Source organism: Bifidobacterium choladohabitans (genome assembly GCF_016102005.1).
In the GTDB taxonomy this organism is placed as follows: Bacteria; Actinomycetota; Actinomycetes; order Actinomycetales; family Bifidobacteriaceae; genus Bombiscardovia; species Bombiscardovia choladohabitans.
Genome location: NZ_JACFPL010000001.1, coordinates 412,464 through 424,559 on the forward strand (window position 1 = coordinate 412,464; position 12,096 = coordinate 424,559).

The 12,096-nt window shown below is 63.0% G+C and carries 17 protein-coding genes and 1 tRNA gene; 1 reads left to right on the top strand and 17 read right to left on the bottom strand.

The features are described from left to right. Window position 1: 1 nt before the first annotated feature. The 16 genes from rplN to H3S97_RS01860 all read right to left on the bottom strand — a co-directional run bounded on the left by rplN (window position 2) and on the right by H3S97_RS01860 (window position 10,932). Window positions 2-370: a 50S ribosomal protein L14 gene (rplN, locus tag H3S97_RS01785; protein ID WP_015022349.1), complete on the bottom strand. Its 369-nt coding sequence runs from the start codon at window positions 368-370 to the stop codon at window positions 2-4. A 79-nt stretch (window positions 371-449) separates the two neighbouring features. Continuing rightward, window positions 450-716, bottom strand: coding sequence for a 30S ribosomal protein S17 (gene rpsQ, locus H3S97_RS01790; RefSeq protein ID WP_015022350.1), 267 nt, complete (start codon window positions 714-716; stop codon window positions 450-452). A gap of 2 nt (window positions 717-718) precedes the next feature. After that, window positions 719-982: a 50S ribosomal protein L29 gene (rpmC, locus tag H3S97_RS01795; protein ID WP_015022351.1), complete on the bottom strand. Its 264-nt coding sequence runs from the start codon at window positions 980-982 to the stop codon at window positions 719-721. Beyond that, a complete protein-coding gene (gene rplP / locus H3S97_RS01800) occupies window positions 982-1,401 on the bottom strand; it encodes a 50S ribosomal protein L16 (RefSeq protein WP_015022352.1) in 420 nt (139 codons plus the stop codon). The genes rpmC and rplP overlap by 1 nt, the downstream gene beginning before the upstream one ends. A gap of 3 nt (window positions 1,402-1,404) precedes the next feature. Next, a complete protein-coding gene (gene rpsC / locus H3S97_RS01805; RefSeq protein WP_029678066.1) occupies window positions 1,405-2,250 on the bottom strand; it encodes a 30S ribosomal protein S3 in 846 nt (281 codons plus the stop codon). Next, on the bottom strand, window positions 2,250-2,609 hold the full coding sequence (gene rplV, locus H3S97_RS01810) for a 50S ribosomal protein L22 (RefSeq protein WP_024626790.1): 360 nt from the start codon (window positions 2,607-2,609) through the stop codon (window positions 2,250-2,252). Before rplV ends, rpsC begins: the two co-directional genes overlap by 1 nt. A gap of 21 nt (window positions 2,610-2,630) precedes the next feature. Next, entirely contained in the window at window positions 2,631-2,909 is a 279-nt protein-coding gene (gene rpsS / locus H3S97_RS01815) for a 30S ribosomal protein S19 (RefSeq protein ID WP_015022355.1), read from the bottom strand. A gap of 15 nt (window positions 2,910-2,924) precedes the next feature. Next, complete coding sequence (gene rplB / locus H3S97_RS01820; protein ID WP_015022356.1) at window positions 2,925-3,755, bottom strand: 50S ribosomal protein L2; 831 nt, start codon at window positions 3,753-3,755, stop codon at window positions 2,925-2,927. A 35-nt stretch (window positions 3,756-3,790) separates the two neighbouring features. Further along, window positions 3,791-4,093 (bottom strand): 50S ribosomal protein L23, encoded by a 303-nt coding sequence (gene rplW, locus H3S97_RS01825; RefSeq protein ID WP_024626792.1) that lies wholly within the window; start codon window positions 4,091-4,093, stop codon window positions 3,791-3,793. A gap of 5 nt (window positions 4,094-4,098) precedes the next feature. After that, complete coding sequence (rplD, locus tag H3S97_RS01830) at window positions 4,099-4,773, bottom strand: 50S ribosomal protein L4 (protein WP_015022358.1); 675 nt, start codon at window positions 4,771-4,773, stop codon at window positions 4,099-4,101. A 4-nt stretch (window positions 4,774-4,777) separates the two neighbouring features. Continuing rightward, window positions 4,778-5,431, bottom strand: coding sequence for a 50S ribosomal protein L3 (gene rplC / locus H3S97_RS01835; RefSeq protein WP_015022359.1), 654 nt, complete (start codon window positions 5,429-5,431; stop codon window positions 4,778-4,780). Window positions 5,432-5,447: 16 nt separating this feature from the next. After that, window positions 5,448-5,756, bottom strand: coding sequence for a 30S ribosomal protein S10 (gene rpsJ / locus H3S97_RS01840; protein ID WP_006295278.1), 309 nt, complete (start codon window positions 5,754-5,756; stop codon window positions 5,448-5,450). Between the two features lie 285 nt (window positions 5,757-6,041). Continuing rightward, window positions 6,042-8,771, bottom strand: a complete 2,730-nt coding sequence (gene adhE, locus H3S97_RS01845; protein WP_408610416.1) for a bifunctional acetaldehyde-CoA/alcohol dehydrogenase — start codon at window positions 8,769-8,771, stop codon at window positions 6,042-6,044. A gap of 363 nt (window positions 8,772-9,134) precedes the next feature. Beyond that, window positions 9,135-9,626, bottom strand: coding sequence for a 30S ribosomal protein S9 (rpsI, locus tag H3S97_RS01850; protein WP_015022361.1), 492 nt, complete (start codon window positions 9,624-9,626; stop codon window positions 9,135-9,137). Between the two features lie 20 nt (window positions 9,627-9,646). Further along, complete coding sequence (gene rplM, locus H3S97_RS01855; protein ID WP_198180442.1) at window positions 9,647-10,096, bottom strand: 50S ribosomal protein L13; 450 nt, start codon at window positions 10,094-10,096, stop codon at window positions 9,647-9,649. 203 nt (window positions 10,097-10,299) lie between these two features. Continuing rightward, window positions 10,300-10,932 carry an AbrB family transcriptional regulator gene (locus H3S97_RS01860; protein ID WP_198219448.1) on the bottom strand — a complete coding sequence of 211 codons (633 nt, stop codon included), beginning with the start codon at window positions 10,930-10,932 and terminating at the stop codon, window positions 10,300-10,302. Window positions 10,933-11,040: 108 nt separating this feature from the next. On the opposite strand from H3S97_RS01860, the gene H3S97_RS01865 reads away from it, so the two are divergent. Continuing rightward, window positions 11,041-11,703 (top strand): IMPACT family protein, encoded by a 663-nt coding sequence (locus H3S97_RS01865; protein ID WP_198219449.1) that lies wholly within the window; start codon window positions 11,041-11,043, stop codon window positions 11,701-11,703. Between the two features lie 228 nt (window positions 11,704-11,931). Here the strand turns inward: H3S97_RS01865 and H3S97_RS01870 are convergent. Then, a tRNA-Ser gene (locus H3S97_RS01870) sits at window positions 11,932-12,021 on the bottom strand. Window positions 12,022-12,096: the final 75 nt, after the last annotated feature.

The window sequence follows — 12,096 nt, forward strand, 5'->3', positions numbered from 1 at the left end:
TTCAGATCACCTCCGGTGCCAGGGACACGATCTTCATGAAGCGCTTGTCGCGCAGCTCACGACCGACCGGTCCGAAGATACGAGTGCCGCGGGGCTCACGACCGGTGCCGAGGATGACCGCCGCGTTCTCGTCGAACTTGATGTAGGAGCCGTCGTGACGACGATGCTCCTTGACCGTACGGACGACGACCGCCTTGACGACCTCGCCCTTCTTGACCGACCCGCCGGGAATGGCATCCTTGACGGTGGCGACGATCACGTCGCCAATGCCGGCATAGCGTCGCTTCGACCCGCCGAGCACGCGGATGGCCAGGATCTCCTTGGCACCCGTGTTGTCGGCGACCTGAAGCCGCGATTCCTGCTGAATCATTGATTCTCCTTAGCCGCGCTGGTTCTCCGCAGACACCCCGCGCAAGGGCGGGATGAAATGCGGAGCCTGGCCGAACTTGTTACTTGGCGCGCTCGACGATGGAGTCGAGACGCCAGCGCTTGGTCTTGCTCAGAGGACGGGTCTCCATGATACTCACGAAGTCGCCCACATGGGCCTCGTTCTTCTCATCATGGGCCTTGACCTTGCGGTTGCTGCGGACGACCTTGCCGTACAGGGGGTGGGTCGAACGCTGCTCCAGCTCAACGGTGATGGTCTTGTCCATCTTGTCGGACACGACGTAGCCGCTGCGAACCTTGCGGAAGTTGCGCTCCTGCTTGTCAGCCATGCTTACTTCTCCTCAGCTTTGCTCTCGGCCTTTGCTTCGGCGGGCTCCTGGCTGATGCCCAGCTCGCGCTCACGCAGGACGGTGTACATCCTGGCGATGTCGTGCTTGACGGCCTTGAGGCGGGAGGTGTTCTCCAGCTGACCGGTGGCCGACTGGAAGCGCAGGTTGAACAGCTCTTCCTTGGACTTCTTCAGGAAATCCTCGATCTCCGCATTGGTCTTTTCATTCAGATTCTTGATGGAATACTCGGCTGTTCCGACTGACATCAGATGTCACCGCCTTCACGTGCAATAATCCGGCACTTCATGGGAAGCTTGTCAGTAGCGCGGCGAAGGGCCTCACGGGCCACATCCTCGCTCACGCCGCCGATCTCGAAGAGCACCCGGCCGGGACGGACGTTGGCCACCCAAAACTCGGGTGCACCCTTGCCGGAACCCATTCGGGATCCCAGGGCATGCTTGGTCAGGGGGCGATCCGGGAAGACCGTGATCCAGACGCGGCCGCCACGCTTGATGTACCGGGTCATGGCGATACGGGCCGCCTCGATCTGCCGGTTGGTCAGGTAGGCCGGAGCCAGGGCCTGGATGCCGTAATCGCCGAAAGCGATCTCGTTGCCGCCCTTGGACATGCCCGAACGACCCGGACGATGCTGCTTGCGGTATTTAGTCCTCTTTGGGATAAGCACGGCTCACTCCTTTGCTTCGGTTGCGACGGGGGCCGAAGCGGTCTGCTCCTGAGCCGCCGCCGGCGGCGCGGCCACACCGCTGTTCTGCTTGGCTGCATCCTGCTCGCGGCGGGTGCGTCCCTCGGAGGGACGGACGCCACGACGGGGACGACGATCGCCGCGCCGACCGGGCCGGTTGTTCTGCTGAGCCTGCTGCTCCTCGAACTGACGCTCGGTCATGTCGCCCTTGTAGATCCAGACCTTGACGCCAATGCGGCCGTAGGTGGTCCTGGCCTCGAAGAAGCCGTAGTCGATCAGGGCGCGCAGAGTCTGCAGGGGCACACGGCCCTCACGGTAGAACTCCGAGCGGCTCATCTCGGCTCCACCCAGACGACCGGACAGCTTGATCCTGATGCCCTTGGCACCGGCCCGCATGGCATCCTGCTGAGCCTTGCGCATGGCTCGGCGGAAGGTGACGCGGTTGGTCAGCTGCTCGGCGATGCCCTGAGCCACCAGCTGGGCATCGATGGAGGCGTTCTTGACCTCGAAGATGTTCAGCTGGACCTGCTTGCCGGTAATCTTCTCCAGCTTGGCGCGCACGCGCTCGGCCTCGGCTCCGCGACGACCGATGACGATGCCCGGCCGGGCGGTGTGGATGTCGACGCGCACACGGTCACGGGTCCGCTCGATGACGATCTTGGAGACGCCTGCGCGCTCCAGATCCTTGTTCATCTCCTTGCGGATCTTGTCGTCCTCAAGGACGAAGTCGCTGTAACGCTCCCCCGCCTTGTTGGAGTCGGAGTACCACTTGCTGCGGTGCTCCTCGGTGATGCCGAGTCGGTACCCAAACGGGTTGATCTTCTGCCCCATTATCGGGCTCCTTCCTTGTCGGCCACCACGACGGTGATGTGGCTGGTCCGCTTGTTGATGCGGGCCGCACGACCCTGGGCGCGGGCACGGAACCGCTTCAGGGTGGTTCCTTCGTCCACGTAGGTCTCCCGGACCATCAGCTCGTTCTCGCGGAAGGGCTGGTTGGCCTTGTCCGCCTTGACACGCGCGTTGGCGATGGCGCTCTCCAGGCACTTGCGGACCGGAACGGCCGCGTCCTGGGGGGCGAACTTCAGAATGGTCACGGCCTCGGTCGCCTGCTTGCCTCGGATGAGGTCGACGACGCGGCGAGCCTTGCGAGGCGTCACGCGAACGTGACGTGCAATTGCCTTAGCTTCCATGTGTCTCTACTCTCCCTCGCCTCAGCGGCGTGCTTTCTTGTCGTCCTTCACGTGACCCCTGAAGGTCCGTGTGGGGGCGAATTCGCCGAGCTTGTGGCCGACCATGGCCTCGGTGACGAAGACCGGGACATGCTTGCGGCCATCGTGCACAGCGAAAGTGTGCCCGATGAAGTCCGGGGTGATCATGGAACGACGGGACCAGGTCTTGATGACGTTCTTGGTGCCCTTCTCGTTCTGCTCGTCGACTTTCTTCTGCAAGTGGGCGTCGACGAATGGGCCCTTCTTGATGCTACGAGTCATCTTTCCGACACTCCCTTACTTGCGGTTCTTACCATTTGGACGACGACGCACGATCATCTTGTTGGAGGCCTTCTTGGGCCTGCGGGTGCGGACCTCGCCCTTGCCCCAGGGAGACACTGGCGGCTTGCCGCCACGGGTGCGTCCGCCATGCGGGTGGTCGACCGGGTTCATGGATTCACCACGGGTGATGGGCCTGCGTCCCATCCAGCGTGCACGTCCCGCCTTGCCGAGCTGGACGTTGGCGTGGTCATTGTTGCCGACCTCGCCCACCGTTGCGCGGCAACGGGAATCGACATTGCGGATTTCACCGGAGGGCATACGCAGCTGGGCGTAGGCCCCGTCCTTGGCCACCAACTGGACGGCAGCACCGGCCGAGCGGGCGATCTTGGCGCCGCCCAGTGGCCGCAGCTCAATGGCGTGGACGATGGTGCCAGTGGGGATGTTGCGCAGAGGCAGGTTGTTGCCGGGCTTGATGTCGGCCTGGGGACCGGTCTCGATGACGTCACCCTGCTTGATGCCCTGCGGGGCAATGATGTAGCGCTTCTCGCCGTCTGCAAAGTGCAGAAGGGCGATGCGGGCCGAGCGGTTGGGATCGTATTCGATCTCAGCCACCTTAGCGGGCACACCGTCCTTGTCCCAGCGACGGAAGTCGATGAGGCGGTACTGGCGCTTGTGTCCGCCGCCGCGGTGCCGGCTGGTGACGCGGCCATAGGAGTTGCGTCCGCCGGTCTTGCTCAGCTTGCGAACCAGCGACTTCTCGGGCTTGGAGCGCGTGATTTCGGCGAAGTCCGAAACCGAGGCGTTGCGACGGCCCGCGGTCGTCGGCTTGTATGTACGGATAGCCATAATCTAGTTCTTCCTTAACTTTTCTCGGCTAGCCTTCAGTTGTTGGTACCGAAGACATCAATCGACTGGCCCTCGGCCACCTTGACGATGGCGCGCTTCTCGGCGACGCGACGACCCCAGCCCGTACGGGTCCGGGTCCGCTTGCCCTGCCGATTCAGGGTGTTGACCGATGTGACCTTCACATTGAAGATCTGCTCGATGGCCTGCTTGATGGCGACCTTGTTGGCATCAGGGTCCACCACGAATGTGTACTGGCCGCGGTCCGAGTTGGCATAGCTCTTCTCGGAGACGACCGGACGCAGAATGATGTCGTGTGCTGGCTTGTGAATAGCTGCCATGAAAATCAGGCCTCCTTGACGGTCTCGGACTTGGCGCCGCCCTTGACAGCCAGGAAGGCATCGAAGCCATCCTTGCTGAAGACGACATCCTCGGCCGTGACCACATCGTAGGTGTTGAGCTGATCGGCGAAGAGGACATGAACGGTGGGCAGGTTCCTGACGGAGAGCCACTCGTTGATGTTCTCACGGGACAGCACGACAGTGGTGAATCTGTTGTCGACCAGGGGCAGCAGGGCTGCCTTGGCGGCCTTGGTGGACGGGGTCTCGCCAATGCCGAAGTCGACCACGTGCACGCGTCCGGCGTTGACCCGGTCGGACAGGACGTAGCGCAGGGCTGCGGCCTTCATCTTCTTGGGGGTGCGCTGGGAGTAGTCACGCGGCTGCGGGCCGTGGACAATAGCGCCACCAGTCCACTGGGGAGCACGGATGGAGCCCTGACGAGCGCGTCCGGTGCCCTTCTGCTTCCAAGGCTTGCGGCCGCCGCCGGAGACGGTGGACCGGGTCTTGACCGAGTGCGTGCCCTGGCGGGCTGCAGCCAGCTGGGCGACGACCACCTGGTGGATCAGCGGCACGTGCGAGCGGACATCCTCCTCGGCAATGCCGAAGATCTGCTCGGGTGCGTCCACGGTCCCGGTGTTCTTGCCCTGGGCGTCGGTGATGTTCAGAGTCAACTTAGCCATGGTTTCAGGCTCCCTTCACTGCCGAACGAACCAGGACGATGGCGCCGCGGGGCCCGGGCAGGGCACCCTTGATGGCGATGACGCCCTTCTCGGCATCTGCGGAGACGATGGTCAGATTCTGGACGGTCGAGGTGTCGTGACCCATGCGGCCGGCCATCCGCTTGCCCTTGAGGATGCGGCTGGGCGTTGCGCATGCGCCCACTGAACCGGGACGGCGCTCGTTCTTGTGCGAGCCGTGGGTGCGGCGGTAGGACTTGAAGCCCCAACGCTTGATGGTGCCGGCAAAGCCCTTGCCCTTGGTGGTGCCGGTCACGTCGACTTCGCTGCCCTCGGGCAGCAGGTCCAGGCCCAGCTCCTGGCCGGGCTGATAGCTGTCAGCATCGGCGGTGCGGACCTCGACCAGGTGACGACGCGGGGTCACTCCGGCCTTGGCGAAGTGGCCAGCCAGCGGCTTGGTCACCTTGGTGGGGTCAATCTGCCCGTAGCCGATCTGGATGGCCTGGTAGCCGTCCTTCTCCTGGTTCTTGACCGCGGTCACCACGTTGGTGGACACGTCCACCAGGGTCACCGGGACGAAGAAGCCGTTCTCGTCCCAGACCTGGGACATGCCCAGCTTGCGGCCCAGGAGAGCCTTGCGGTTCCTCTGCTCTTCAGCCATGCGGTTTCCTCCTCCCCTACAGCTTGATCTCAATGTTGACGTCCGCCGGCAGATCGATGTGCATCAGCGAATCCACGGCCTTGGGCGTGGGATCCACGATGTCGATCAGGCGCTTGTGGGTGCGCATCTCGAAGTGCTCGCGGGAGTCCTTGTACTTATGAGGAGAACGGATGACGACATACACGTTCTTCTCAGTCGGCAGCGGAACGGGGCCAACCACAGTTGCGCCCGCGTTCGTCACCGTCTCGACGATCTTCTTCGCCGATTGGTCGATGACCTCATGGTCATAGGACTTTAGCCTGATGCGGATTTTCTGTCCCGCCATTGCCGTCCGCCCTTTCTAGCGATCTATGAACTGATTACCCAGTCTGTTTCGAGGGCACGGAACGACGGCCACAGGAGACATTCCTCCCGACAGGCCTCAGCCGGATCCATGCGCAGCCGTGGAAAATCCCGTGGGGATGGGACTCCTCGCTGCACCCGCTATTGTGATTGACAAAATGCGAGCCCAAAACAGGCAACTTTCTTATTAAAGCACGAGGGTTCCCCTAGAAGAATCCGGGCGTGTCGCGCCGCTCCCAGGGGAACCCTCGGCTCAATTCCGGTCCTGTCAGGCCCGCTGGGAGGCCTCCTGGACCACATCCTCGCCCTGGCGGGCAACCCTCATCCGGTGGCCCTCCTCCTGGCTGACCCCATAGTAGGCGGCCACAGCTATGTCCTTCATGTCCTCAATCAGCGGAATGCGGGGGTTTGCCGGCGTGCACTGGTCCTCATAGGCCCGCATGCCGATTTGATCCAAGGACTGCCAGTAGAGGTCCTCGTCCACTCCGGCTGCCTGGAAGGAGGCATCCATGCCCAGGCGCTCGTCCCTGTAGGATTCCACGGCACGTGCCAAGAGCTCCACACCCTCCTCGGGAGTAGCGGATTCGATGCCCAGCACGTGGGCCATCTGTCTGTAGCGCTCCGGGGCCACATACTCGCTGTACTTGGGCCAGCTGGTCGGCTCGTCCGGGATCCGCCCGTTGTAGCGGATCACATAGGGCAGGAGGATGGAGTTGGCCCGCCCATGGGCCACATGGCAGAGGGCTCCGATGGTATGCGCCATGCCGTGGCACATGCCCAGGAAGGCCGAGCCGAAGGCCATGCCAGCCATGGTCGCCGCATTGTGCATCTTCTCCTGGGCCCGCACCTTGGCCTCGCCGCCGGCGGTGCCCACGGCAGACTCCAGGTTGTCCCAGATCAGCTTGGCGGCGTGCAGGGCCATGGCGTCCGTGTAGTCATTGGCATAGACCGAAACGAAGGCCTCCATGCAGTGGGTCAGGGCATCGAAGCCCGAGTCACAGGCCAGCCTCTTGGGCTGGGTGCGGGCCAGTACCGGATCCACGATGGCCACGCTGGGGGTCAGGGCGTAGTCGGTGATGGGGTACTTGTATCCGGTCTTATGGTCGGTGATGACCGCGAATGGGGTGACCTCCGAACCCGTGCCCGAAGAGGTGGGAATGCAGACTAGCCTGGCCTTGGTGCCCAGGGGCGGAATCTTGAAGGCCCGCTTGCGGATGTCGAAGAACTTCTCCCGAACATCGGCGAAGGAGATCTCCGGATGCTCATAGAGCAGCCACATGATCTTGGCCGCATCCATGGGGCTGCCGCCTCCCACGGCGATGATGGTGTCGGGACCGAACTCATCGCGCATCATGGCCGCGCCACGCTCCACCGTCTCGACGCTGGGCTCCGGCTCTACGTAGTCGATGATGCGGAAGGTGACCGGCTGGGACCTGGCCCGCAGCTGATCGATGATCTTGTCGACGATCCCCAGCTGCTCCATGACCTTGTCGCAGACGATGACGGCCCGGCGGATGCCGAACATGTCACGCAGATAGCGGACGGAGTTGGGCTCGAAGTAGGTCTTGGGGGGCACCTTGAACCACTGCATGTTGTTGTTCCTCCGCGCGATCCGCTTGATGTTGATCAGATTGACCGCCTGGACGTTGCCCGAGACCGAGTTGCCGCCGTAGGAGCCGCAACCCAGGGTCAGGGAGGGGGCGATGGCATTGTAGATGTCGCCGATGCCGCCCAGGGAGCTGGGCTGGTTCCAGACGATCCGGCAGGCATGCATGCGCTGTCCATACTCACGCACCAGCCTCTCATCGTCGGTGTGGATGGCGGCCGTATGTCCGGCACCATAACGCAGCATCTGCTGGCAGAGGGTGAAGCCCTCCTCCTTGTTGCTGGCCTTGAGCACGGCCTGAACCGGTGCCAGTTTCTCCAGGGTCAGGGGTTCCATGGGGCCGACCTGGTCGCATTGGGCGGCCAGAATGGTCACATCCTCGGGTATCTTGAAGCCGGCCCGGCGGGCGATGAACTGGGGGGACTTGCCCGGAACCTCGGAGTTGAGCCTGAGAGCGGGCGCATCGGCACCGGCATGGGCCCGCACGCCGAACATGTACTCCTCCAGCTTGACCTTCTCCTCGGGGTTGACGAAGTAAGCCTTGCGCCTCTTCATCTCCTCGATCACCCGGCCATACACATCCTGATGGGCGATGATGGCCTGTTCTGTAGCGCAGATCATGCCGTAGTCAAAATGCTTGGACAGGATCAGGTCGTTGACGGCCCGGGGCACGTTGACCCTGCGGTCCACATATGCCGGGGCATTGCCGGCACCTACGCCCAATGCCGGCTTGCCCGAGGAATAGGCGGCCTTGACCATGCCGGTGCCCCCGGTGGCCAGAATGGTGGCTACCCCGGGGTGCTGCATGAGGGCCCCGGTGGCTTCGACCGAGGGGTGCTCGATCCACTGGATGCAATCGCGCGGAGCGCCCGCCTCGATGGCTGCGTCGCGGACGATCCGGGCCGCCTCCACCGAGCAGCGCTGTGCGTAGGGGTGGAATCCGAAGACGATGGGGCAGCGGGTCTTCAGGGCCAGCAGCGACTTGAAGATGGCTGTCGAGGTGGGGTTGGTCACCGGGGTCACGCCGGCTACAACTCCCACCGGCTCGGCCACCTCGATGATGCCGTCCACATCGTTCTCGCTGATGATGCCCACGGTGCGCTGCCTGGCCAGGTAATTGGTCACATGCTCGCAGGCAAAGATGTTCTTGGTGGCCTTGTCCTCCACCAGGCCGCGCCCGGTCTCCTCCACGGCCATCTGCGCCAGGGGCAAGTGCTTGTTCAGGGCCGCGATCGAGGCCTTGGCCACGATCCGATCCACCTGTTCCTGGTCGAGCTCCTCAAAGGCACGTAAAGCCGACTGCGCACGGACGACCAGGTCATCCACCTCCCTGCGTGCCTGCTCACTGCTGTCGGCCCGAGCGCCTTCCCTGCCAGCTCCCGGCTCCTTCACTTGATGCTCATGCTTCTGCTTCTGCGTTCCAGCCAAGATATTGGCCCTCCTCATGTTCCGCGGATGCCGATGAGGGCCGGCAGAAAGTCTCAGACGGTCCCAGACCGTACCGGTCCACGAAAGACATCCGTCATAACGTGACGAAAGTCACAATATAGACCAGAGGGGGCACCATTGAGCCCCAGGATGAGCGAACGTTCGCTTGACGCGTGTCGTGTGGGAATTCGTGGCTTTCCTGGTCATTTTCCGCACCGCAACGTGCGTTTTGGCGTTCGCTTCAGACTGGGCCGTCCAGTCATGAATCCGGGCATGAAAAATCCCCAAGGTCCGTGAGGACCTTGGGGATGGAAGAAGCTGCGAACGTCAGCGCTTGGAGAACTGCGGAGCGCGACGGGCCTTGTGCAGACCGGCCTTCTTGCGCTCCACCACGCGGGCGTCACGGGTCAGGAACCCGGCCTTCTTCAGGGCAGGACGGTTGGCGTCCCGATCGATGGCGTTCAGGGCGCGTGCAACGCCCAGACGGACTGCGCCAGCCTGGCCGGTCACGCCACCGCCCTCGACGCGCACAACCACGTCGAACTTGTTCTCGAGCTTGAGCAGCACGATGGGCGAGTTGACCTCGCGCTGGTGCAGCTTGCTGGGGAAGTACTCCTCCAGGGTGTGCCCGTTGATGCTCCACTTGCCGGAGCCCGGGATCAGACGGACACGGGCGACTGCCTCCTTGCGGCGGCCGGTGCCATAGCCCGGCTCGATTGCGGAGGTGCCGGTGCCTGCACCGGCGTTGGTCTCGGAAGTGTAGGAAGCGCTGGTCTCCTCGGCCTCAAGAACCGCGGAGCTGTTGTTGTTGTCAGCCATGGTGATTATCTCCTCTGGTCCTACTTGGCCTGCTGGGCGACCTGATGGATCTTGTACTCAATGGGCTGCTGCGAGGTGTGAGGATGCTCCTCGCCTGCGAAGACGCGCAGCCTGGTCAGCTGGACCTTGGCCAGCTTGTTCTTGGGCAGCATGCCCTTGACCGCCGTCATGATGATGCGCTCGGGGTTATGCTCCATCAACTGCCCGTAGGAGTCGCGGCGCAGACCGCCTGGACGGCCGGAGTGGGTGTAGAGCACCTTGTCGCTCTTGTTGCCCGTCAGCACCATCTTGGACGCGTTGATGACGATGACGTTGTTGCCGGAGTCGGCATAGGGCGCATAGGTGGGCTTGTTCTTGCCGCGCAGCAGATCGGCCACCTGGGATGCCAGACGTCCCAGCACCACACCGGAGGCGTCGACGATATACCAGTCATGTGTCAGATCGGCTGGTTTCGGGGTGAAAGTCTTCACGATTCAACCTTTTCCTTGCATTGTGTTTCGGGCTCTCCGCGCCGCATGCTGCCATGCCGGCCGAAAGCCGTGTATTCCGTGGGCTCCCTTAAAGTCCTAGACGGCGAGTGGGAAAAGCGCTTTGAGGACCCCTTAGGGAAACACAACAATCCATTATTGTAACGCCTGAGTGCCGTTCGTCAAAATTCGCGTCGGCCCCGGTCTCAGCGGGAGGCTGCTGCCCGTGCCACCTGCCCGTCCGGGTCCTTGCGCAGGGCGTCAAGGGTCGTCTGCCCGGTGTTGGGATTCAGGGCCACGGCCCGGCGCACCATGGCAGCCAGCACATGGGGGGCATCCTGCTCATCGCGAGTGCCCAGAGCCCCCAGGAAGTCCAGGGTGTCAGCGTCGGTGCGCTCGTCCTGGGCGCCCTCCAGACGCATCTTCCAGGATGTCATGGGGTTGGTCAGCGCAGCAGCCCTGACTCCGGCATCCTCGTCCTTGGTGAGCAGACCGGCCAGCCAGTTTTTGTCGTCCTTGTTGGCGGCCACCGCCCGACGGACCTCCGTGCTGGAATCCTGGGAGAGCTTGACCAGGATATTGGGGAAGGGCATGGTCTTCGCCAGGTAGATCCTGTCCTCCACCGGCGTGTGCTCGTTGCCGGCCACGGCCTCCAGCAGTGCCGTAAAGCGGGAGAAGGCGGCCTGATCGGACTTGTCGGGCAGGGGACTGCGGGCGAATTCGTGCAGCTCGGCCGTATCCGTGGAGTGCCTGAGCCTTTCGTAGAAAACGGTCAGGGCCTCGTGGGGCTTGCCGGTTGACGGTGATTCGGTTTCCGGTGGGTCCTGGGGATTGGTCATGCAGCCAGCTTAGGTCGTCTCCTTGATAACGGACTCGGCCAGGGATCCCCTCTAGCATGGAGATGACGAGGGAACCGAGGAGACAAGAGGCATAGGAGGCAAGCCGATTTGCTCACCATACTGGATACGCCGCAGAAACCGGCCACAGGCTCTCTGATCGAGCGCAAGTCCGAATTCATCGGCCAGGCCTGCCATGTGGAGGATCAGGAGACGGCCATGGCCTTCGTCCAGGAGGTCCGCTTGCAGCACCCCAAGGCCCGGCACGTGTGCCACTGCGCGATCTGGGGACCCGAGGGCCGCACCAGCGAGCGCATGAGCGATGACGGGGAGCCCTCCGGAACGGCCGGCAAGCCCATACTTGAGGTCATGCGTCGGCAGGGGCTGACCGACTGCGTCCTGACTGTGACCCGGTACTTCGGGGGAATCCTTCTCGGGTCAGGGGGGTTGATCCGGGCCTATTCCTCGGCAGCCTCCCTTGCGCTCAAGGCGGCGAGATCGGCACGCGTGCTCCCGACGCAGCGCTTCACAATCACTGTGGACTACCCGGAGTACGATCCCCTGCGCCGTCTGATCCGCACCTCTGGTGGGCACGTGGAGACCGAAGACTTCACCGATAGGGTCCGATTGACCTACGATCTGGAGCCTGCAGAGGCGCCGGCCTTTCATGGCCGACTGGACGACCTTCTGCAGGGCCGGGCCCAGCCCAGTGCACTGGGCGAAGGCCGCAGGCTGATTCCCCTGTCGAAAGACCAGGCTTCGTCTGCCTCATGATCGCCCGGACGGTCCGTGCAACCTTACTCGGCTGCGGCTTTCCCTGTCATACAGATGCCTGCCAGACACCGTCGGTCTACCGCCACGCGGACTGGCATTTTTCCAGACCTGAGCTTCGCAAAGAAAGAATATGGAAATAAACGCCCTTGGCAACGACTCTGCTAGTGATGAATCCCTTAACAATGGATAAGGCCGATGATCGTCCAGAATCAGCGATCACCGGCCATCTGGCGGAGACGAGGAGATTCGAACTCCTGGACCGCTTGCGCAGTCAACACCTTAGCAGGGTGCCCCTTTCGGCCACTCAGGCACGTCTCCATGCTGGCTCCCGAACCGGAGACTTGGTCCCAAAGTTTCGAGAACAAAACAATAGAATACCATGATTGACTGATC